23 protein-coding genes and 1 riboswitch are annotated in these 20,906 nt (G+C 72.6%); of the genes, 3 read left to right on the top strand and 20 right to left on the bottom strand.

The features are described from left to right. Positions 1-11: 11 nt before the first annotated feature. The 7 genes from ACFWPT_RS36155 to pyrR form a co-directional block, all read right to left on the bottom strand. On the bottom strand, positions 12-1,127 hold the full coding sequence (locus ACFWPT_RS36155; RefSeq protein WP_380427660.1) for a quinone-dependent dihydroorotate dehydrogenase: 1,116 nt from the start codon (positions 1,125-1,127) through the stop codon (positions 12-14). A gap of 106 nt (positions 1,128-1,233) precedes the next feature. Continuing rightward, positions 1,234-4,542 (bottom strand): carbamoyl-phosphate synthase large subunit, encoded by a 3,309-nt coding sequence (gene carB / locus ACFWPT_RS36150; RefSeq protein ID WP_380487018.1) that lies wholly within the window; start codon positions 4,540-4,542, stop codon positions 1,234-1,236. After that, entirely contained in the window at positions 4,535-5,725 is a 1,191-nt protein-coding gene (gene carA / locus ACFWPT_RS36145; RefSeq protein WP_063346759.1) for a glutamine-hydrolyzing carbamoyl-phosphate synthase small subunit, read from the bottom strand. The genes carB and carA overlap by 8 nt, the downstream gene beginning before the upstream one ends. Then, entirely contained in the window at positions 5,722-6,288 is a 567-nt protein-coding gene (locus ACFWPT_RS36140) for a hypothetical protein (RefSeq protein ID WP_363372725.1), read from the bottom strand. The genes carA and ACFWPT_RS36140 overlap by 4 nt, the downstream gene beginning before the upstream one ends. Then, entirely contained in the window at positions 6,285-7,589 is a 1,305-nt protein-coding gene (locus tag ACFWPT_RS36135) for a dihydroorotase (protein ID WP_380342385.1), read from the bottom strand. Before ACFWPT_RS36135 ends, ACFWPT_RS36140 begins: the two co-directional genes overlap by 4 nt. After that, positions 7,586-8,560 (bottom strand): aspartate carbamoyltransferase catalytic subunit, encoded by a 975-nt coding sequence (locus ACFWPT_RS36130; RefSeq protein WP_063346762.1) that lies wholly within the window; start codon positions 8,558-8,560, stop codon positions 7,586-7,588. The genes ACFWPT_RS36135 and ACFWPT_RS36130 overlap by 4 nt, the downstream gene beginning before the upstream one ends. A 5-nt stretch (positions 8,561-8,565) precedes the next feature. Continuing rightward, positions 8,566-9,213, bottom strand: a complete 648-nt coding sequence (gene pyrR, locus ACFWPT_RS36125; RefSeq protein WP_063346763.1) for a bifunctional pyr operon transcriptional regulator/uracil phosphoribosyltransferase PyrR — start codon at positions 9,211-9,213, stop codon at positions 8,566-8,568. Between the two features lie 330 nt (positions 9,214-9,543). On the opposite strand from pyrR, the gene ACFWPT_RS36120 reads away from it, so the two are divergent. Continuing rightward, positions 9,544-10,047 (top strand): transcriptional regulator, encoded by a 504-nt coding sequence (locus ACFWPT_RS36120; RefSeq protein WP_031072501.1) that lies wholly within the window; start codon positions 9,544-9,546, stop codon positions 10,045-10,047. A gap of 124 nt (positions 10,048-10,171) precedes the next feature. Here ACFWPT_RS36120 and ACFWPT_RS36115 read toward each other — a convergent pair whose 3' ends face one another. The 10 genes from ACFWPT_RS36115 to rpmB form a co-directional block, all read right to left on the bottom strand. After that, positions 10,172-11,113, bottom strand: coding sequence for a hypothetical protein (locus tag ACFWPT_RS36115; protein WP_380487015.1), 942 nt, complete (start codon positions 11,111-11,113; stop codon positions 10,172-10,174). A 130-nt stretch (positions 11,114-11,243) separates the two neighbouring features. After that, complete coding sequence (locus tag ACFWPT_RS36110; protein WP_380487013.1) at positions 11,244-12,071, bottom strand: thioesterase family protein; 828 nt, start codon at positions 12,069-12,071, stop codon at positions 11,244-11,246. 173 nt (positions 12,072-12,244) lie between these two features. After that, positions 12,245-12,682 carry a transcription antitermination factor NusB gene (gene nusB, locus ACFWPT_RS36105; protein WP_063346766.1) on the bottom strand — a complete coding sequence of 146 codons (438 nt, stop codon included), beginning with the start codon at positions 12,680-12,682 and terminating at the stop codon, positions 12,245-12,247. 4 nt (positions 12,683-12,686) lie between these two features. Continuing rightward, positions 12,687-13,250, bottom strand: coding sequence for an elongation factor P (gene efp, locus ACFWPT_RS36100; RefSeq protein ID WP_063346767.1), 564 nt, complete (start codon positions 13,248-13,250; stop codon positions 12,687-12,689). 79 nt (positions 13,251-13,329) lie between these two features. Continuing rightward, entirely contained in the window at positions 13,330-14,436 is a 1,107-nt protein-coding gene (locus ACFWPT_RS36095; RefSeq protein WP_063346768.1) for a Xaa-Pro peptidase family protein, read from the bottom strand. A 90-nt stretch (positions 14,437-14,526) separates the two neighbouring features. Continuing rightward, positions 14,527-14,700: a 50S ribosomal protein L32 gene (rpmF, locus tag ACFWPT_RS36090; protein WP_063346769.1), complete on the bottom strand. Its 174-nt coding sequence runs from the start codon at positions 14,698-14,700 to the stop codon at positions 14,527-14,529. A 63-nt stretch (positions 14,701-14,763) separates the two neighbouring features. After that, positions 14,764-15,000: a 30S ribosomal protein S18 gene (gene rpsR, locus ACFWPT_RS36085; RefSeq protein ID WP_380487011.1), complete on the bottom strand. Its 237-nt coding sequence runs from the start codon at positions 14,998-15,000 to the stop codon at positions 14,764-14,766. A gap of 12 nt (positions 15,001-15,012) precedes the next feature. Then, a complete protein-coding gene (locus ACFWPT_RS36080; protein ID WP_380342376.1) occupies positions 15,013-16,179 on the bottom strand; it encodes a CobW family GTP-binding protein in 1,167 nt (388 codons plus the stop codon). A 5-nt stretch (positions 16,180-16,184) separates the two neighbouring features. After that, entirely contained in the window at positions 16,185-16,490 is a 306-nt protein-coding gene (gene rpsN / locus ACFWPT_RS36075) for a 30S ribosomal protein S14 (protein WP_063346772.1), read from the bottom strand. After that, positions 16,490-16,726: a 50S ribosomal protein L28 gene (gene rpmB / locus ACFWPT_RS36070; RefSeq protein WP_063346773.1), complete on the bottom strand. Its 237-nt coding sequence runs from the start codon at positions 16,724-16,726 to the stop codon at positions 16,490-16,492. Before rpmB ends, rpsN begins: the two co-directional genes overlap by 1 nt. A 173-nt stretch (positions 16,727-16,899) precedes the next feature. Here rpmB and rpmG point away from each other — a divergent pair, with 173 nt between their 5' ends. Next, positions 16,900-17,064 carry a 50S ribosomal protein L33 gene (gene rpmG, locus ACFWPT_RS36065; protein WP_363618280.1) on the top strand — a complete coding sequence of 55 codons (165 nt, stop codon included), beginning with the start codon at positions 16,900-16,902 and terminating at the stop codon, positions 17,062-17,064. A gap of 147 nt (positions 17,065-17,211) precedes the next feature. On the opposite strand, the gene ACFWPT_RS36060 is transcribed toward rpmG, so the two are convergent. Then, positions 17,212-18,324, bottom strand: coding sequence for a HoxN/HupN/NixA family nickel/cobalt transporter (locus ACFWPT_RS36060; protein WP_063346775.1), 1,113 nt, complete (start codon positions 18,322-18,324; stop codon positions 17,212-17,214). A 29-nt stretch (positions 18,325-18,353) separates the two neighbouring features. Then, positions 18,354-18,568: riboswitch (cobalamin riboswitch) on the bottom strand. A gap of 81 nt (positions 18,569-18,649) precedes the next feature. Between ACFWPT_RS36060 and ACFWPT_RS36055 the strand changes: the two genes are divergently transcribed. Further along, a complete protein-coding gene (locus tag ACFWPT_RS36055) occupies positions 18,650-19,033 on the top strand; it encodes an ArsR/SmtB family transcription factor (protein WP_380381008.1) in 384 nt (127 codons plus the stop codon). A gap of 52 nt (positions 19,034-19,085) precedes the next feature. Here the strand turns inward: ACFWPT_RS36055 and ACFWPT_RS36050 are convergent, their stop codons facing one another. Next, positions 19,086-19,895 carry an Fpg/Nei family DNA glycosylase gene (locus tag ACFWPT_RS36050; protein ID WP_380381007.1) on the bottom strand — a complete coding sequence of 270 codons (810 nt, stop codon included), beginning with the start codon at positions 19,893-19,895 and terminating at the stop codon, positions 19,086-19,088. Positions 19,896-19,975: 80 nt separating this feature from the next. Further along, a complete protein-coding gene (locus tag ACFWPT_RS36045; protein WP_380487023.1) occupies positions 19,976-20,845 on the bottom strand; it encodes an AAA family ATPase in 870 nt (289 codons plus the stop codon). Positions 20,846-20,906: the final 61 nt, after the last annotated feature.

The following is a 20,906-nucleotide window of genomic DNA, read 5'->3' as shown; positions in this document are numbered from 1 at the left end:
CGTACGGAGGTTCAGGAGGCGGCCTTGGTGCCGTCGACGGCACTGCCGACGGCGGCGGCCAGGTCGCGGTAGCCCGCGGCCCGGATCCGGGCGGAGAGGCCCCGGTGGATCCGGCGGCACCAGAACGGGCCCTCGTAGATGAAGGCGCTGTAGCCCTGGACGAGGTCCGCGCCGTGGACGATCCGCTGCCAGACGTCCTCGGCGGTCTCGACGCCGCCGACCGAGACCAGCGTCAGCCGGCCCCCGGTCCGGGCGCGCAGGCGCTGGAGCACCTCCAGGGCGCGGGCCTTGAGCGGGGCGCCGGACAGGCCGCCCATGCCGATCTCCTCGACCCGGGCGGCGTCGGTGCGCAGGCCTTCGCGGCCGATCGTGGTGTTGGTGGCGATGATGCCGTCCAGGCCCAGTTCCAGGGCGAGGTCGGCGACCGCGTCGACGTCCTCGTCGGCCAGGTCGGGGGCGATCTTGACCAGCAGCGGGACGTGGTGCGCGGTGGTGCGGTCGGCGGCCTCGCGGACGGCGGCGAGCAGCGGGCGCAGGTGGTCCACGGCCTGGAGGTTGCGCAGCCCGGGGGTGTTCGGCGAACTGACGTTGACGACCAGGTAGTCGGCGTACTTGGCCAGCCGCTCGGTGGACTTGACGTAGTCGGCGACGGCGTCGGCCTCCTCGACCACCTTGGTCTTGCCGATGTTGACGCCGATCACCGGGGTGGAGCTGGTGTGCGGGCGGGCGGCGAGGCGCGCGGCGACCCGGGCCGAGCCCTGGTTGTTGAAGCCCATCCGGTTGATCAGCGCGCGGTCCTCGACCAGGCGGAACAGCCGGGGCGTCGGGTTGCCCGGCTGGGGCTCGCCGGTGATGGTGCCGATCTCGACGTAGTCGAAGCCGAGCATCGCCAGGCCGTCGATGCCGACGCCGTTCTTGTCGAAGCCGGCCGCCAGGCCGAACGGGCCCGGCAGGTCGAGGCCGAGGGCGGTGGTGTGCAGCGCCCGGTCGCGCGGGGCGAGCACCAGCCGCGCCAGCGTGCGCAGGCCGGGCACCGAGGAGGCGAGCCGGATCCAGAAGAAGGCGAGGTGGTGGGCCTTCTCGGGGTCCATCTTCTTGAAGACGAGGTCGAACAGCAGCTTGTACAAAAACCCAACTCCCGGATCAGGGCCCGGATCTGAGCGTGAGCACCCGGATCAGGGCATGGAAGTGGGGGGCACCCGGCTGGCCTCGGTGCCCCCCACTGCTGTGGTGCTACTTGCGGCCGGCGTTGATCAGCGCGGCGTGCTCCTGGAGCGACATCACCCCGACCTCGTCGCGCAGCAGCGCGTCCATGCCCTGGACGGCCGCGCCCATCGCCTGGACCGTGGTCAGGCAGGGCACGCCGCGGGACACGGCGGCGGTGCGGATCTCGTAGCCGTCGAGGCGCCCGCCGGTGCCGTACGGCGTGTTGATGATGAGGTCGACCTCACCGTCGTGGATCAGCTGGACGATGGTCCGCTCGCCGTTGGGGCCCTCGCCCTCGCTGTGCTTGCGCACCAGCGTGGACGGGATGCCGCCGCGGTGCAGCACCTCGGCGGTGCCGGCGGTGGCGAGCACCTCGAAGCCGAGGCCGACCAGCGCGCGGGCCGGGAAGACCAGGTTGCGCTTGTCGCGGTTGGCGACCGAGACGAAGACCTTGCCCTTGGTCGGCAGCGCGCCGTAGGCGCCGGCCTGGGCCTTGGCGTAGGCCGTGCCGAAGACCTTGTCGATGCCCATGACCTCGCCGGTCGAGCGCATCTCCGGGCCGAGCACGGTGTCCACGCCGCGGCCGTGGATGTCGCGGAAGCGGCTCCACGGCATCACGGCCTCCTTGACCGCGATCGGCGCGTCGGCCGGCAGCGTGCCGCCGTCGCCCTCGGCCGGGAGCAGGCCCTCGGCGCGCAGTTCGGCGATGGTGGCGCCGAGCGAGATCCGGGCGGCGGCCTTGGCCAGCGGCACGGCGGTCGCCTTGGAGGTGAACGGCACGGTGCGGGAGGCGCGCGGGTTGGCCTCCAGCACGTACAGGATGTCCCCGGCCAGCGCGAACTGGATGTTGATCAGGCCGCGGACGCCGACGCCGCGCGCGATGGCCTCGGTGGAGGTGCGCAGGCGCTTGATGTCGTAGCCGCCGAGGGTGATCGGGGGCAGCGCGCAGGCGGAGTCGCCGGAGTGGATGCCGGCCTCCTCGATGTGCTCCATGACGCCGCCGAGGTAGAGCTCGGTGCCGTCGTACAGCGCGTCGACGTCGATCTCCACCGCGTCGTCGAGGAAGCGGTCGATGAGCACCGGGTGCTCGGAGATCAGGCCGGCGTGGCGCTCCAGGTAGGAGGCGAGCGAGGCCTCGTCGTAGACGATCTCCATGCCGCGGCCGCCGAGCACGTACGACGGGCGGGCGAGCACCGGGTAGCCGATCTCGTCGGCGATGGCCTTGGCCTCGGCGAAGGAGAAGGCGGTGCCGTGCTTGGGGGCGGGCAGGCCGGCGTCGCGCAGCACGCGGCCGAAGGCGCCGCGCTCCTCGGCGAGGTCGATCGCCTCGGGCTGGGTGCCGACGATCGGCACGCCGTTGTCCTTGAGCGCCTGGGCCAGGCCGAGCGGGGTCTGGCCGCCGAGCTGGACGATCACGCCGGCCAGCGGGCCGGCCTGCTGCTCGGCGTGGACGATCTCCAGCACGTCCTCCAGGGTGAGCGGCTCGAAGTAGAGCCGGTCGGAGGTGTCGTAGTCGGTGGAGACGGTCTCCGGGTTGCAGTTGACCATCACGGTCTCGTACCCGGCGTCGGCCAGCGCGAAGGAGGCGTGCACGCAGGAGTAGTCGAACTCGATGCCCTGGCCGATGCGGTTCGGGCCGGAGCCGAGGATGATCACGGCCGGCTTGGTGCGCGGGGCGACCTCGTTCTCCTCGTCGTAGGACGAGTAGAAGTACGGGGTCTTGGCGGCGAACTCGGCGGCGCAGGTGTCGACGGTCTTGAACACCGGGCGGATGCCGAGCGCGTGCCGGACCTCGCGGACGACGTCCGGCTTCAGGCCGCGGATCTCGCCGATCTGCTGGTCGGAGAAGCCGTGCCGCTTGGCGTGGCGCAGCAGCTCGGGGGTGAGCTTCACGGCCTCGGTCAGCTCGGCGGCGATCTCGTCGAGCAGGAAGAGCTGGTCGACGAACCACGGGTCGATCTTGGTGGCCTCGAACACCTCCTCCGGGGTGGCACCGGCCCGGATGGCCTCCATCACGGTGTTGATCCGGCCGTCGGTCGGCACGACCGCCTTGACCAGCAGCTCGGCCTTGTCGCCGACCGGGCCGGTCCAGGAGAACTGGGAGCCCTTCTTCTCCAGCGAGCGCAGCGCCTTCTGCAGCGCCTCGGGGAAGTTGCGGCCCATGGCCATGGCCTCGCCGACCGACTTCATGGTGGTGGTCAGCGTGGCGTCGGCGCTCGGGAACTTCTCGAACGCGAACCGGGGGACCTTCACCACGACGTAGTCGAGGGCCGGCTCGAAGGAGGCCGGGGTCTGCTCGGTGATGTCGTTGGGGATCTCGTCGAGCGTGTAGCCGACGGCCAGCTTGGCGGCGATCTTGGCGATCGGGAAGCCGGTCGCCTTCGAGGCCAGCGCGGAGGAGCGCGACACCCGCGGGTTCATCTCGATGACGATGACCCGGCCGTCGTCGGGGTTGACGGCGAACTGGATGTTGCAGCCGCCGGTGTCGACGCCGACCTCGCGGATCACGGCGATGCCGATGTCGCGCAGGATCTGGTACTCACGGTCGGTGAGGGTCATCGCCGGGGCGACGGTGATCGAGTCACCGGTGTGCACGCCCATCGGGTCGAAGTTCTCGATGGAGCAGACGACCACGACGTTGTCGTTCTTGTCGCGCATCAGCTCCAGCTCGTACTCCTTCCAGCCGAGGATGGACTCCTCCAGGAGCACCTCGGTGGTCGGCGAGAGGGCCAGGCCCTGGCCGGCGATGCGGCGCAGGTCCTCCTCGTCGTGGGCGAAGCCGGAGCCGGCGCCGCCCATGGTGAAGGAGGGGCGCACGACGACGGGGTAGCCGCCGAGCGTGTCGACGCCGGCCAGCACGTCGTCCATCGAGTGGCAGATGACCGAGCGGGCGGACTCGCCGTGGCCGATCTTGGCGTTGACCGCCTCGACGACGCCCTTGAACAGCTGGCGGTCCTCGCCCTTGTTGATCGCCACCACGTCGGCACCGATCAGCTCGACGCCGTACTTCTCCAGCGTGCCGGCCGAGTGCAGGGAGATCGCGGTGTTGAGCGCGGTCTGCCCGCCGAGGGTCGGCAGCAGCGCGTCGGGGCGCTCCTTGGCGATGATCCGCTCGACGAACTCCGGGGTGATCGGCTCGACGTAGGTGGCGTCGGCGATCTCCGGGTCGGTCATGATCGTGGCCGGGTTGGAGTTGACCAGCACGACCCGCAGGCCCTCGGCCTTGAGGACGCGGCAGGCCTGCGTGCCCGAGTAGTCGAACTCGGCGGCCTGGCCGATCACGATCGGGCCGGACCCGATCACCAGGACGGACTTGATGTCAGTGCGCTTAGGCACGCTGGCCCTCCATGAGCTTCGCGCTGTGCTTGTCGTCGCCGCGCATGAGCTCGACGAACCGGTCGAAGAGGTAGGCCGCGTCGTGCGGGCCGGCCGCCGCTTCGGGGTGGTACTGCACGCTGAAGGCGGGGACGTCGAGCGCCTGGAGGCCCTCGACCACGTCGTCGTTGAGGCAGACGTGGGAGACCTCGACCCGCCCGAAGGGGGTGTCGCTCACCCGGTCCAGCGGTGCGTTCACGGCGAAGCCGTGGTTGTGCGCGGTCACCTCGACCTTGCCGGTGGTGCGGTCCTGCACCGGCTGGTTGATGCCGCGGTGGCCGTACTTGAGCTTGTAGGTGCCGAAGCCCAGTGCGCGGCCGAGGATCTGGTTGCCGAAGCAGATCCCGAAGAACGGGGTCCCGCGCTCCAGCACGCCCTGCGCGACGGCGACCTGGTGGTCGGCGGTGGCCGGGTCGCCCGGGCCGTTGGAGAAGAACACGCCGTCCGGCTGGACCGCGTAGAGGTCCTCCAGGGTGGAGTTGGCCGGCAGCACGTGCACCTCGATGCCGCGCTCGGCCATCCGCTGCGGGGTCATCCCCTTGATGCCGAGGTCCAGCGCGGCGACGGTGAACTTCTTCTCACCGATCGCGGGCACGACGTACGCCTCGGTGGTCGCCACCTCGGCGCACAGGTCGGCGCCCTTCATCTCGGGCGACTGCTGCACCCGGGCGAGCAGTTCGGCCTGGTCGGTCAGCGCCTCGCCGGAGAAGATGCCGCAGCGCATCGCGCCGCGCTCGCGCAGGTGGCGGGTGAGCGCCCGGGTGTCGATGCCGCTGATGCCGACGACGCCCTGGCGGACGAGCTCCTCGTCCAGCGAGCGGGTGGAGCGCCAGTTGGACGCCACCCGGGCGGGGTCGCGCACGACGTACCCGGCGACCCAGATCCGCTTGGACTCGTCGTCCTCGTCGTTCCAGCCGGTGTTGCCGATCTGCGGGGCGGTCATCACGACCACCTGGCGGTGGTACGACGGGTCGGTGAGGGTCTCCTGGTAGCCGGACATGCCGGTGTTGAAGACGGCCTCGCCGAAGGTCTCGCCGGTCGCGCCGTAGGCCTCGCCGCGGAAGGTCCGGCCGTCCTCCAGGACGAGCACGGCGGGGGTGCGCTCCCGCCGTCGGCGCTGCGTGGTGGGGGCAGGTGCGGTCATTGAGCGGCCTCTTCCGTCTTCGTCTTCGTACGTGTTGCGAGTTGGGCGATCGCCTCGACCCAGGCGGCGTGCTCGTCGGGGTGGTCGGCCCGGAAGCCCGAGTCCAGCTCGGTGCCCTCGTGCGTCCAGCTAACGACGAGCAGCCCGGCCGGGACGACCTTGCCGGCGATCCCGGAGTCCGTGCGGGCACCGGTCAGGTGCCCGGCCGGGATCCAGAGGTCGACGTCACCGGGGCGCCGCACCAGCAGGCCGTCCTCGCCGAGGGTGAGGTCGGCGCGGCTGCGGGTGCCCAGGCCGTGCGCGACGACCCGGTCGAGCCAGTTCCCGGCGGTGGTGGAGCCGTGGTACCGCCCGCTGGTCTCCAGGATGGTCCGCCCGGCGCCGGCCGGCACGGCGGGCAGCGGCGGGATGCCGGACTGGAGGGTGCGCCGCCAGTTCCAGCCCTGCCGCATCAGCCAGTAGACGAGCCCGATGACGATCAGCAGGCCGACGGCCCAGCCGATGTACCCGGGCCAGTTGGTGACCTTGGCCTGCTCCTGGGCGAGCGCGGCCGGGCCGGTCACGCCGCCCCGCCCTGCTCGGCCAGCTCGCCGGCCAGCACGGTGGCGCGCCCGCGCAGGAAGGTGGCGTGCACCCGTCCGGGCAGGTCAAGGCCCTTGTAGGGGGTGTTGCGGCTGCGGGTGGCGAAGCTGTCCGGGTTCACGGCACCACGGTACGCGGGATCGAACAGCACCAGGTTGGCCGGCTCACCGACCGAGACGGGACGGCCCTGTCCGGCGAGACGGCCGATCCGGGCCGGGCGGTGCGACATGCGGTCGGCGACGCCCTCCCAGTTCAGCAGGCCGGTGTCCACCATGGTCTGCTGCACGACCGACAGCGCGGTCTCCAGGCCGACCATGCCCATCGCGGCGACGGCCCACTCGCAGTCCTTGTCCTCGTCCGGGTGCGGCGCGTGGTCGGTGGCGACGGCGTCGATGGTGCCGTCCGCGAGCGCCTTGCGCAGCGCCTGGACGTCCTCGGCGGTGCGCAGCGGCGGGTTGACCTTGTAGACCGGGTCGTAGGAGCGGACCAGCTCGTCCGTGAGCAGCAGGTGGTGCGGGGTGACCTCGGCGGTGACGTCCCAGCCCTTGGCCTTGGCCCAGCGGATGATCTCGACCGAGCCGGCGGTGGAGACGTGGCAGACGTGCAGCCGGGAGCCGACGTGCGCGGCGAGCAGCACGTCCCGCGCGATGATCGACTCCTCGGCGACGGCCGGCCAGCCGCCGAGCCCGAGCTCGCCGGAGACCTGGCCCTCGTTCATCTGGGCGCCCTCGGTGAGCCGCGGCTCCTGGGCGTGCTGGGCGACGACGCCGTCGAAGGCCTTGACGTACTCCAGGGCGCGGCGCATCAGCACCGCGTCGTCCACGCACTTGCCGTCGTCGGAGAAGACCCGCACGTTCGCGGCGGACTCGTGCATCGCGCCCAGCTCGGCGAGCTTGTTGCCCTCCAGGCCGACGGTGACGGCGCCGACCGGCTGCACGTCGCAGTAGCCGGCCTCCTGGCCGAGCCGCCAGACCTGCTCGACCACGCCGGCGGTGTCGGCCACCGGGGTGGTGTTGGCCATCGCGTGCACGGCGGTGAAGCCGCCCATCGCGGCGGCCCGGGTGCCGGTGAGCACGGTCTCGGCGTCCTCGCGGCCGGGCTCGCGCAGGTGGGTGTGCAGGTCGACGAGGCCGGGCAGCACGATCAGGCCGCCGGCGTCGATCTCGATGTCCGCCTCGACCGCCAGGCCGGTGCCGATCGCCTTGATCACACCGTCGGCGAGGTGGAGGTCCTGCGGGGCACCGCCGAGGATCTGGGCGTTGCGGATCAGGTAGGTGGTCACTGAGCGGTCTCCACGGAGTCGGTGCGGGCGTCGTTGAGGGTGGCTCCCCCGAGCAGCAGGTACAGGACGGCCATCCGGACCGACACGCCGTTGGCGACCTGCTCGACCACGGTGCAGCGCGGCGAGTCGGCGACCTCGGCGGTGATCTCCATGCCGCGCACCATCGGGCCGGGGTGCATCACGATGGCGTGCTCGGGCAGCTGGGACATCCGGGTGCCGTTCAGGCCGTAGCGGCGGCTGTACTCGCGCTCGGTCGGGAAGAACGCGGCGTTCATCCGCTCGCGCTGCACCCGCAGCATCATCACCGCGTCCGTCTTGGGGAGCACGCGGTCCAGGTCGTAGCTGACCTCGCAGGGCCAGTTCTGAATGCCGATCGGCAGCAGCGTCGGCGGGGCGACGAAGGTGACCTGGGCACCGAGGGTGGTCAGCAGGTGCACGTTGGAACGGGCGACCCGGCTGTGCAGGATGTCGCCGACGATGGTCACCCGGCGCCCGGCGAGGTCGTTGCCCAGCCCGGCGTTGAGGTGGCGGCGCATGGTGAAGGCGTCGAGCAGCGCCTGGGTGGGGTGCTCGTGGGTGCCGTCACCGGCGTTGATCACGCTGCCGTGCAGCCAGTCGGACTGGGCGAGGCGGGCCGGCGCGCCCGAGGCGTGGTGCCGGACGACGACCGCGTCGGCGCCCATCGCCTGGAGGGTGAGCGCGGTGTCCTTGAGGCTCTCGCCCTTGGAGACCGAGGAGCCCTTGGCGGAGAAGTTGATGACGTCGGCGGAGAGCCGCTTCTCGGCGACCTCGAAGGAGGTCTTGGTGCGGGTCGAGTCCTCGAAGAAGAGGTTGACGACGGTCCGGCCGCGCAGCGTGGGCAGCTTCTTGACGGCCCGTCCGGAGAGCTGGGCCAGCTCCTCGGCGGTGTCCAGGATCAGCAGCGCGTCGTCGCGGGTGAGGTCGGCGGCGGAGACGAGGTGGCGCTTCACGCGGGCTACTCCGGGAGGTGCGGTTCGGACGGCTGGGAGGCCAGGGCCTGCGAACCCTGTTCATCGCGCGCGGAGCGCGACGCATCGGTGTAGGCGCGGTCTCCGACCAGCACGGCGTCCACGCCGTCGCTGTCGGACAGGCGCACCTGCACGGCCTCGCGCAGCGAGGTGGGGAGGTTCTTGCCCACGTAGTCGGCCCGGATCGGCAGCTCGCGGTGACCGCGGTCGACCAGGACGGCGAGCTGGACGGCGCGCGGGCGGCCGATGTCGTTCAGCGCGTCGAGCGCGGCCCGGATGGTGCGGCCGGAGAAGAGCACGTCGTCGACGAGGATGACGAGCTTGCCGTCGATGCCGCCGGACGGGATCTCGGTGTGCTCCAGGGCGCGGGCGGGCTTGAGCCGCAGGTCGTCCCGGTACATGGTGATGTCCAGGGCACCCAGCGGGATCTCGCGCCCGGTGATCTGGGCCAGCCGGCCGTGCAGGCGGCGGGCGAGGTGGACGCCCCTGGTGTGGATGCCGAGCAGCACGACGTCCTCGGCGCCCTTGGCGCGCTCGACGATCTCGTGCGCTATCCGGGTGACGACCCGGGCGATGTCCGTGCCGTCCAGCACCTGGTGCGGCGGTCGCGGCGTCGAATCTTGGTGTGTGGTCATGCCGAAGCGGACCTCCTTCCCCGCCTCACTGGACGGGCCTTAAAGGATGTCTGGGACTGCCCTCGCCGACCTGGCGCGGGCTTCGAGCCATCCTAGCAGCGGGCCGGGAGGCAACCGGACACGCACCATTCCGCTTCGCCGGGTTCACGCCCCGGACGCGCCGCGGATGCGGGCCATTCGCACGACTGCCCCATTCGGCTTGACGCAGCTACCTTACTCTACGTAACCTCACAGTGAGTTACGAGACGGACGTCGAACCCACCGGTAACGGCGTCGACCATCGTCCGTGACCCACCACTGAACGCGAAGCAATCTCGTCCGGGGAGATCAATGTCCAGCGACTACGCGAAGCAACTCGGGGGCAAGCTCCGAGCGATCCGCACTCAGCAGGGTCTCTCCCTGCACGGTGTCGAGGAGAAGTCCCAGGGGCGCTGGAAGGCAGTCGTCGTCGGCTCGTACGAGCGCGGCGACCGTGCGGTCACCGTGCAGCGGCTGGCCGAGCTGGCGGAGTTCTACGGCGTCCCGGTGCAGGAGCTGCTGCCCGGCGGCACCCCCGGCGGCGCGGCCGAGCCGCCGCCGCGCCTGGTGCTCGACCTGGAGAGACTGACCCAGGTCCCGTCCGAGAAGGCCGGCCCGCTGCAGCGCTACGCGGCGACGATCCAGAGCCAGCGCGGCGACTACAACGGCAAGGTGCTGTCGATCCGCCAGGACGACCTGCGCACCCTGGCGGTCATCTACGACCAGTCGCCGTCGATCCTCACCGAGCAGCTGATCTCCTGGGGCGTGCTGAACCCCGACGCGCGCCGTGCGGTGCGCGAGGAGGAGGCGAGCTGACGCTCGCCGCACCGGCTCCCGTCGGCTCGGTCCGCGGTCCGGGCCACGCCCCGGGCCTTGCAGAAACGTCACGGCGCGGCACCCCGCATCCCGGGGGCCGCGCCGTCGCGCGTCCACGGCCGGCTCAGCAGACCGTCCCCAGGCTGTAGCCGGGCTGCGCCGCCACGCCGTCCAACCGCACCGGCCCGGCAGCCGGCGCCCAGTCCTGCCCGCCGCTCGACCAGGCCCAGGAGGCCGGCAGGAAGTGCTCGTCAGCGGCTGCGCCGCGGGCGCCGCCCGCCGCCACCGAGCCCTGCGAGCCGTGCAGCACCGCCACCCCCGGCAGCTCCAGCGCCAATCCGGCGCACAGCACCGCGCAGACCAGCTCCAGGTCCTCGTCGTTGATCCGGACCACTCCGTCCTCCCACTGCAGCACCCGGGCCGCCGCGGTCAGCCGCCCGCCCGGCGCGTCCACCCGCAGCCGCAGCTCGTACACCCCGGCGCCCGCGCCGACCAGCATCCGGCGGAACACCTCGGCGCCGCGCTGACGGGCGGCGCGCACCCAGCGGGCGTGCTCCTCGTCGACCTCGCCCGCGGCCCCGGACAGGCCGCCGTCCAGCAGCAGGTCCGCGTGGCAGAGCGTCAGCCCGTTCTCCCGGGCCCGGACCAGGCGCGGCACGAAGTCCCCGGCCAGTTCCTCGCCCTGATAGGCCAACAGCTGGGTCTGCAACGGCGGATTGACCAGGTAGCGGTCGCGGGCGAGCGGCTCGGCCGGGTCCAGCCCGTGCAGCACGCAGAACTCCGCGAAGTCCTGCGGGTGGAACATCCGGGCCCGCACGGTGTCGAAGCGCTCCAGGGCGTCGGCCAGCAGCTCGGCGGTCTCGGCCAGGTACTGCTCGTGGTCGGCGGCGTTCGACAGCCCCCAGGCGCGGGCCCGGGCGAAGTCGGCCGCGCTGGTCAGGATCCCGATGACGAACGCCTGCTCGGCCCCCTCGACCCGCCGCCGCTGGTGCGGCGCCCGCACCGTGGGTCGCGGGCCGCCGGCGGTGCAGTCGGAGTTGCGGCGGGCGCGGCCACTATGGCTCATCGAATGGCTCCTGGCGTCGGCAGGTGACGGTCAGCGGCCGGCTCGCCGCTGACCGTCTATCTCCCCATCCGCGCGCGCCGCACACGTACGGCGTGTCACAGGAATGTAACCGACGGTAAGACGATGTGATTCACGCCTTCCGTGGCACCCGGGCCAGCTGGCGGGACTGCGCGACCAGGCGGCCGGACTCGTCCCAGACCTCGGCGTCCTCCTCGAAGTACCCGCCGGCCACGTTGCGGGTGGCGTGGGTGACCCGCAGCCAGCCCGGGACCGGCCTGGCCCGCAGGTGGACGGTCAGTTCGACGGTCGGGGCCCAGCCGGGCATGCCCAGGTCGAAGGTCACCGGCGGCAGCGCGTCGGCGACCAGCAGGAGCAGCAGCGGGTCGGGATCGCGGCCGTCGGCGAGCCGGAACCAGCCCTGGATCCGCCCGTTGCCGGACGGCTGCCCGAGCGCCCAGCCGATGGTGGCCGGGTCCAGCCGCAGGTCGAAGCGCTCCAGCAGTTCGGCCTGGGCGATCAGCTCCCGGGGCGCGTGCTCGACGCCGATGCACTGGTCCGGCGGCGGCAGCTGCGGCGGCAGGGCGCTGGTGCGCACCTCGCCGTCGGCGGTGGAGAGGTCACCGTGGCTGGCGACCACCCGCAGCCGCTCCACGCCGTCCTGGCTGAGCGAGGCGGTACCGGTGGAGAGCCCGCGGCCGGTGCGCAGCACCTCCGTGCGGACGGTGGCCGGGCCGGGCGTGGAGGCGGACAGGTAGTAACCACTGATCGACACCGGGTCGGGGTGGTCGCCGTGCTCCAGCGACAGCGCGTGTCCGGCGACGGCGAGCAGCAGCCCGCCGTTGACCCCGCCGCCGATCTGCCAGCCGGCACCGAGTTCGGCCTCGTAGCGGCCGGGCTCGTCAGGGTGCCGGGTCAGGGCGATGCCCTGGTCGAACTCGCTGCGGGTCGCGGTGGTCATGGGGGGTGGCCTGCCCTTCACTGCGGTTTCCGAACGCCAAGTTACTGGCGAGTAGGGCACCACCTTACGCCGCCCGGGTGAAACGCGCGACGGCCGCCGGACCCGGAATCCGGGTCCAGCGGCCGTTCTGCGGGTTTCACCGCCACCGGTGGTCGGGGCCTAGGGCGCACGACCTACCGGCGGATGCTCGGCTTCAGCTCCAGGAAGCGGGCGAGCAGACCGTTGACGAACGCCGGGGAGTCGTCCGTGGAGAACTCCTTGGCGATCTCCACGGCCTCGTCCAGGACGACCGCGTCCGGGACGCCGTCCTCCCAGATCAGCTCGTAGGCGCCGAGCCGCAGGACGTTGCGGTCCACGATCGGCATCCGGTCGAGGGTCCAGCCCACCGCGTACTGCGAGATCAGGTCGTCGATCCGGCGAGCGTGCTGGACGTACCCCTCGATCAACTCCATGGTGTACTCGCCGACCTGCGGGGTGCCCTCGTCGGGCTTCGGCTCGCGGGCGCGGGCCACCCAGTCCGCGAGGACCCGCTGCGGGTCGACCCCGCGGTGGTCGGCCTCGAAGAGGATCTGAAAGGCCCGGGTACGGGCCTTGCTACGTGCGGCCGACACGGACTTACTTCACCCGGCCGAGGTAGCCGCCGTCGCGGGTGTCGACCTTGATCTTCTCGCCGGTGACGATGAAGAGCGGCACGGCGATCTCGGCGCCGGTCTCCAGCGTGGCCGGCTTGGAGCCGCCGGTGGAGCGGTCGCCCTGGACGCCCGGCTCGGTGTGGGAGATCAGCAGCTCGACGGAGGCCGGGAGCTCGATGTACAGGGGGGCACCCTCGTACATGGCGACCAGGGCCTCGAAGCCCTCCAGCAGGTACTTGGAGGCGTCGCCGACGACGGCCGGCTCGACCACGATCTGGTCGTAGGTGTCCGTGTCCATGAACACGAAGTTCTCGCCGTCCTTGTACGAGAACTGCATGCCGCGCTTGTCGACGTTGGCGGTCTCGACCTTGGTGCCGGCGTTGAAGGTCTTGTCGACGACCTTGCCGGTCAGGACCTCCTTGAGCTTCGTGCGCACGAAGGCCGGGCCCTTGCCGGGCTTGACGTGCTGGAACTCGACGACGGACCAGAGCTTGCCGCCCTCCAGCTTGAGGACCATGCCGTTCTTGAGATCGTTCGTGGAAGCCACGGGCGCACTTACTCCTGGATATAGCTGTCAAGGAACCAAGGCTTGCGTCCTGCCGCCGACGGCCGACGGGCGGCCGCGGTCACAGGGCGAGGAGCTCCTTGGTGGTGATGGTGAGCAGCTCGGGCCCGCCCTCCTCTGGGGGGCGCACCACGAGCGTGTCCTCGATCCGGACACCGCCCTTGCCCGGGAGGTGGACCCCTGGGCCGACGGTGACCGGCACGCGGCTGTCCAGTTTACCCATGTCCGACGGACCGAGGCGCGGCGCCTCCCGGATCTCCAGCCCGATGCCGTGCCCCACCGGGTGCGGGGAGGTCTCGGTGTGGCCGGCCGCCTCCAGGATCTGCCGCGCGGCCCGGTCGGGCACGTACTGCTCCACGCCCGGTCCGAGCGCCTCCCGGCCGGCCCGCTGGGCCCGGAACACCAGCCGGTGCAGCTCCACCTGCCAGGGCGCGGGGGCGGCGCCGATCACGAAGGTCCGGGCGGTGGAGACGCCGTAGCCCCGGTACTGGGCGCCCATCACCACGGTGAGGAAGTCGCCCTCCTCCACCCGGCGGTCGGTCGGCTGGTGGGCGGGCCGGCCGGAGTGGCTGCCGGTGCCGACGGACACCGGGTAGGCCGCCCGGTCCGCGCCGTGGTCGATCATCCGGCGTTCCAGCTCCATCGCCAGGTGCCGTTCGGTACGGCCGACCAGGATCGACTCCAGCAGTTCGCCGAGCGCCTGGTCGGCGATCTCGGCGGCGATCCGCAGGTCGGCGATCTCGTGCTCGTCCTTGACCACCCGCAGCCGCTCGACCACCTGCGCCAGGTCGGCCAGCCGGGCCCCCTCCGCCAGGCTCGCCACCGCGCGGTGGCGGCTGACGGTCAGGTCGTGCTCCTCCACCGCGAGGTCCGCCACGCCCAGTCGCGCGGCGGCGGCGGCCGCCGCCAGGGCGGTGTCCGCCGCGGCCGCCACCGGCACCTGGGTGACGTCCGGCGCGATCAGGTGCTCCCCGGTGTCGTCCGGCGGCAGATCGTCCGGCACTGCCAGCAGCACCCGCTCCCGGGTCAGCAGCAGCGTCGCCCCGCAGGGCGCGCAGCCCGTCAGATACCGCACGTTCGCCGCCCGGGTGATCAGCGCCGCATCGGCCCCGGCCGCACTGCAGTGCTCCCTCACCCGCTCCCGCCGACCCGCGTACGCATCAGACATGCGTCGAGCCTACGAACCCCCACCCCGATCCGCCCGCCGAGCACCCCCGACAGGGCGCGCTCCCGCCCCCGCGCGCCCTCTTTGTGGTCGCTACGCCCCCTCCGGATCGATCAGGCCGCGGCGATAGGCGGGGACCAGGTTCTGGGGGACGAGCAGTTCGCGGCCGTTGAGGGTGATCGGGACGAGCTTCGGGGCCTTGCCCTTCCACTGGGCCCGGCGGTGCCGGGTGTTGCTGCGGGACGTCTTGCGCTTGGGGACGGCCATCGGGGGCTCCTTGTCGGGTGGTGACGGTGGTGACGGTGGTGGCGGTGGTGACGGCGGCGATGGCTACCGGGTGGTGCCGGCGGCGTACGGGAGGAGGGCCATCTCGCGGGCGTTCTTGACGGCCCCGGCCACGGCGCGCTGCTGCTGGACGGTGAGCCGGGTGACGCGGCGGCTCCGGATCTTGCCGCGGTCGGAGACGAAGCGCCGCAGCAGGTCGGTGTCCTTGTAGTCGATGTACTCGACGCCGGCCGCGAACAGCGGGTTCGGCCGGTCCTTGGGCGGGTTCGGTCGCTTACGCACAGTGACGGCTCCTCAGTGAACGGGGTCGAGCAGGTCCCGGAAGGCGTCCGGCAGGGCCTTCCAGCCGGGTTCGCCGGCGGCGAGTTCGGCGTCGGTGAGCAGACAGGAGTCGAGCAGCCCGGTGACACCGTCGACGTCCAGGCCCTCGGCGGTGAAGCTGAGCTGCTGCACCCGGTCGCCGTGCAGAGGGTGCCAGTCGAGGGCGGCGGCGGCCCGGCGGGCGGGCGGGTAGAGCTCCCAGGCGGCGTCGGGCAGGGAGGTGAGCCAGGGCCCGCACTCCTCGACGGCGAGGTTGGCCCCGGCGGCGTCCCAGGCGAGCATCAGGTCGGGCCGGTTGGCCAGCCAGAAGCGGCCGCGGCTGCGCTGGGCGGCGGGGACGAGCAGTTCCAGCGCCCGGTGCAGCCGCTCGGGGTGCAGCGGGCGGCGGCGCTCCCAGACCAGCGTGGTGACGCCGGCCTCGTCGCTCTCCTGCGGGAGCAGCGCGATCGCCGGGTTGACCCGGTCGCGGGCGGCGGCGACGTCGAAGCCGCCGAGGGCGGCCCGGGTGAGCGCGCCGGTGCCGAGCCGGACGACCCGGGCGGTGGGGTGGAGCTGGCGGAGCAGCGCGAGCCCGGGCGTGTGCGCCGTCGCGCGCGGGACGGCGAGGGTGGTGGCGTACTCGACCTGGTGGGCGAGCGCCTCCGCGCGGGTCCGCTGGTCCTGGCGGGCGGTGTGCTCGCCGTGGTCCACCAGGTCGTCGGAGACGGAGAGTTCGCCGATCAGCCGGTCCGGGTCGACGGCCGTGACCACGCCCGCGAGTTCGACGGCGTCCTCCAGATGGCGGCCGTCCGCCTCTCCCCCGGCGATCACCTCGACGGCCGGGTGCGGGTCGCTGCCGCCCCACAGTTCGACGATCGCGAGTCCGTACCGGCCTTCGTCGGCGATCCGCAGCAGTCGCGGCAGCAGGTCCTCGCGCAGGGCGCAGCAGGGGCAGTCGTTCACCAGCGGGACGTCGGCGGCGTCGAACCCGCCTCCCGCGTCGCGCAGTTCACGGTGGACGACACCCTGCGAGGCCTCCCGCAGGTCGTGGTGGAGGACCACCGCGTCCACCGCAGCCGCGGCCAACTCCCGGACGGCGGCCCGGCGTTCGGCGGCGTGCAGTCCGGCGACGACCACCACGGGCAGCTTGATCCCGTCCACGCCGCTCACCAGCTGGCCTTGCGGACGCCGGGCAGGTGGCCGGCGTGGGCGTGGACGCGGAGGTTGACCCGGGAGAGGCCGAAGGCCCGCAGGTAGCCGCGGGGGCGGCCGTCGACGGCGTCGCGGTTGCGGATCCGGGTGGCGCTGGCGTCGCGGGGCTGGCGGGCGAGTTCGGCCTGGGCGGCGGCGCGTTCGGCGGGGGCGGTGCCGGGGTGGGCGATGATCCGCTTGAGCTCGGCGCGGCGCTCGGCGTACCGGGCCACGACGGCGCGGCGCTGCTCGTTCTTGGCGATCTTGCTCTGCTTGGCCATCAGACCTTCCCCCCTCGGGCGCGGATGCGGGCGACGGCGGCCTCGATGCCGATCGTGTCGATGGTGCGGATGCCCTTGGCGCTGAGGGTGAGCCGGACGTACCGGCCCTCGCCGGGCAGCCAGTAGCGCTTGTGCTGGATGTTGGGGTCGAAGCGGCGGCGGGTGCGGCGGTGCGAGTGCGAGATCGCGTTGCCGAATCCGGGCTTGCGGCCGGTGAGTTGGCAGTGGGCGGACATGGGTGCTCCCTGACGTCCGGGAATGGGCAGGACGGAGCTCACGTTACACCAGATGAAAATGACTTCCATTTCGGTGTACGGTTTCGCCCCGGCCCCGAACACCCCGCCAACCCGCCAACCCGCCAACCCGCCAACCCGCCAACCCGCCAACCCGCCAACCCGGGAGGACACCCATGGCCCGTAGTGAACTGCGCCCCGTCATCAAGCTCCGCTCCACCGCCGGCACCGGCTACACGTACGTGACCCGCAAGAACCGCCGCAACGACCCGGACCGGATGGTCCTGCGCAAGTACGACCCGGTCGCGCGCCGACACGTCGACTTCCGCGAAGAGCGCTGAACCCCGCCCGCCCGAACTGAACCCCGCACCGACGGAACGCCGACCGGCAGCGACCCGTACCGCCCCGCAGCGACGAAACGGCGCCTCCCCCGGGATCCCGGGGGAGGCGCCGTCGCTGCTCGCAGCCGTCGCCGCTCGCAGCCGCCACTACTCGGCGGCCACCCAGCGCTTCTCCACCCGGGCCAGCTTCCAGTAGGCGATCGCCGCGGCCCAGACCACCACGAACAGCCCGGCGATCGCGTAGCCGACGTTGTCCAGCGAGATGCCCGCGATCCAGCCGGTGACCGGATCGGTCAGATCGAGCTTCTCGTGCAGCACGCCGACCAGCTCGATGGTGCCGATGACGAAGGCCACCGCGATCGACAGCCCGGTGATCGTCAGGTTGTAGTACACCTTCCGGACCGGGTTGGCGAAGGCCCACTGGTACGCGAAGTTCATGAACGTCCCGTCCAGGGTGTCGAACAGGCTCATCCCGGCCGCGAACAGCAGCGGCAGGCAGACGATCGCGTACCAGGGCAACCCGGCCGCCGCGCCCGACCCGGCCATCACCATCAGGGTGACCTCGGTCGCGGTGTCGAAGCCCAGCCCCAGCACCATGCCCACCGGGAACATCTGCCCGGGCCGGGTGATCGAGCGGGTCGCCCGGTTCAGCACCCGGGCCATGAAGCCCCGCGAGTTGAGGTGCTCCTCCAGCTGCGCCTCGTCGTACGACCCGGCCCGCATCGCCCGGAACACCTTGAGGATGCCGAGCAGCGCGGCCAGGTTGAGCGCGCCGATCAGGTAGAGGAACGCGCCGGAGGCCGTCGTGCCGACCATCCCGAGCCACTTGTGGGTGGTCGAGTCGTCGTCCATCAGCGTGCTGGCCAGCTGCGCGCCGCCCGCCACCAGGGCGGCCATCAGCACCACCATCGAGGAGTGCCCGAGGGCGAACCAGAAGCCGACCGAGACCGGCCGCTTGCCGTCCGCCATCAGCTTGCGGGTGGTGTTGTCGATCACCGCGATGTGGTCGGCGTCGAAGGCGTGCCGCATGCCGAGGGTGTACGCGGTGATCCCCAGGCCCACGCCGAAGACCTGGGTGCCGACCGCGTAGTTGTGGGGCGCGACCAGGAAGATGAGCGTCCCGAACGCCACCACGTGCATGGCCAGGATCACCCCCATCAGCCCGGCCGTGCGAACGGTGTCCTCGCGCTTCCAGCGGAACGTGGGCAGCACGGACGGTGTCGCCGGCGCCTCGGCGGCGGCGGTTTCGGGCAGGGTCATTCGGGTCACGCTCCAGCACCTCGTGGAAACACTTCGTGAGATGCCGTGGCCGGTCTCCTGGCTTACGGGGGTCCCGTACCCGCCTTCCCAGGTGCGCGAGGCTCCCAGTGGCGTCGTGGGTACGGACGTCTCTCCATCGTCGACGATCACGATGGCCCGATCACAGTGGCGAGGGCCGCTCCGGACTGGGACCCCTGAGGATCCGTCACCGGTCTTCCCGAGCACCACGGCGGGGAACACCGTAGGGGTCAGGACCCACCCTTGCAAGGCTGCGCACCTGCGCAGGTGTCCAGGATCACAGGCCCCCTCCTGCAACAATGTGCGCATGCATCTCGTACCGGCCGACCGCGCGGGCCACCGCACCATCGACGGACACCGGGTCTGCGAGGCCATCGCCGCGATCGGCGACCCCGCGCACGTCCGCACCTGGGCCGAGCGGTTCTCCCTGCTCGCCGACCCCGGGCGGCTCGCCCTCCTGCTCGCCCTCCACCGGGCCGGCCCGCTCGCCGTCTCCGACCTCGCCGTCGCCACCGGCATGCGCGACCCCGCCGTGTCCCAGGCCCTGCGGCTGCTCCGCACCGCGGGCGTGGTCACCGGGGACAAGGACGGGCGGGTCGTGCGCTACCGGCTCGTGGACGAGGCCATGCGCCCCCTCCTCGACGCGTGCGCCGCCGCCGAACACCACGAGCCCACCGTGGCCGTCGGCTGACCGGCCCCCCGGAGGACACGCCGGGGCCCGGCCGGAGCAACCGCGGACCCGGTCAGGCCGCCTGGCAGGCGGGGCACCAGAAGAGGTTGCGCGCGGCGTGCTGCTCCGTCCGGACGTCGGTGCCGCAGACCAGGCAGGGCATCGCGGCCCGCCGGTAGACGTACACCTCGCCGCCGTGGTCGTCGACACGCGGCGGGCGGCCCATCGCCTCGGGGGTGTGCTCGGGCCGGACGGTGTCGATCCGGCCCGCGCCGACGCCCTCGCGCATCAGGGCGACCAGGTCGGCCCAGATCGCGTCCCACTCGCCCCGGGTGAGGTCGCGGCCGGCGCGGTGCGGGTTGATCCCGTGGCGGAACAGCACCTCGGCCCGGTAGACGTTGCCCACCCCGGCCAGCACCTTCTGGTCCATCAGCAGCGCGGCGACGGTCGTCCGGCTGGCCGATATCCGGCGCCAGGCGGCCTGCGGGTCGGCGTCGGCGCGCAGCGGGTCGGGGCCCAGCCGGGCGGCGACGGCGGCCTTCTCCGCGCCGGTGACCAGCGCGCAGGTGTTGGGGCCGCGCAGATCGGCGTAGCCGTCGTCGTTGGCCAGCCGCAGCCGGACCAGGCCGACCGGCTCGGGCGCGGGCCCGGTGCCGAAGGCGAAGCCGCCGTAGAGGCCGAGGTGGACGTGCACCCAGGCGCCCTCCTCGAAGCCGAGGAACAGGTGCTTGCCGACGGCTTCGGCCGCGGTGAGCAGCTGCCCGTCGATGGCCTTGGCCTCGTCGGCGAACCGGCCCTGCGGGCTGGACACCTCGACCGGGCGGCCGCCGAAGGCCTTCCGGTTCTCGGCGGCGAGGCGGTGGATGATGTGGCCTTCCGGCACGGGCGTCAGCTCCCCCGGGGTGGTTCGACAGGACCTGCACATCATCGCAGTCGGCGCCGACAGCACCGGATCGTCGCAGGTCAGCGGACCGGCATGCCCATCAGCCGGGCCAGGATGACGCGGTCCAGCTCGGCGGCGGTGCCGGCCACGTCCAGGTACGAGTTGTCGATGATCGGCAGCCCGGAGTTGTACCAGCCGGCCATCCGGCCGTGGATCCGCGCCACCTCCTCGTCACCGAGCCGCCGGGTGCCGCCGCGCCGGGCGTTGCGGTGCAGCACGGAGTCCAGGCTGGGCAGCAGCACGACCGGGATCATGCCGGGGCCGATGTGCCGCTTCCAGCCGCCGAGGCCGATGGCCGGGCGGTCCGGGAAGACGGCGTCGTCGATGATGCAGGAGATGCCGTTGGCGAGGTAGTTGCGGCAGGCGAAGCCGCAGGTGCGGCGGGCCAGCCGGTACTGCGCCTCGGAGGCGTTGTTCCAGCCGGACTGCGGGTTGGCGAAGCCGGACTGCACCCACTCGCGGACGTCGTCCAGGCTGATGTGCGCGGTCGGGCTGGGCCGGCGCTCGGCCCAGTACCGGGCGACGGTGGTCTTGCCCGCCCCGGCCGGGCCGATCAGCAGGACGGCGATCGGACTGGCGGGCGCGTGCCGCTGCGGCGGGTGGGCGGGGAGTTGCACGGGCGCGCCGGAGGGCAGCACGAAGTGCCCGGTGGCCCCGACGGGGACCGGCGCGCCGGGCGCGGGTGCGGCCGGGACGGGCGCGGAAACAGGAGCCGGAGCGGGCGGCACGGGAACAGGCGGTGCGGGAGCGGCCGGAGCCGGCGGCGCAGCGGCGGGAACAGGAGCCGGAGCGGGCGGCACCGGCGGCGGCGCGGCGGCCCCCGACGGCTGCGGCCCCGGCGGAGCGGCGGGACGCGGCGGGACGTGCCCACCCCCGGCGTACTGCGTCACGGTCACCTCCCGACACCTCTCAGCGGGGAGACTACACGGCGGCCCGGCGGCGGGCACAGTC

It is taken from the genome of Kitasatospora sp. NPDC058478, assembly GCF_042720345.1.
Classification (GTDB): Bacteria; Actinomycetota; Actinomycetes; order Streptomycetales; family Streptomycetaceae; genus Kitasatospora.
The sequence above is the reverse complement of the archived record's forward strand: the minus strand, read 5'-3'. Positions and strand labels throughout refer to the sequence as shown.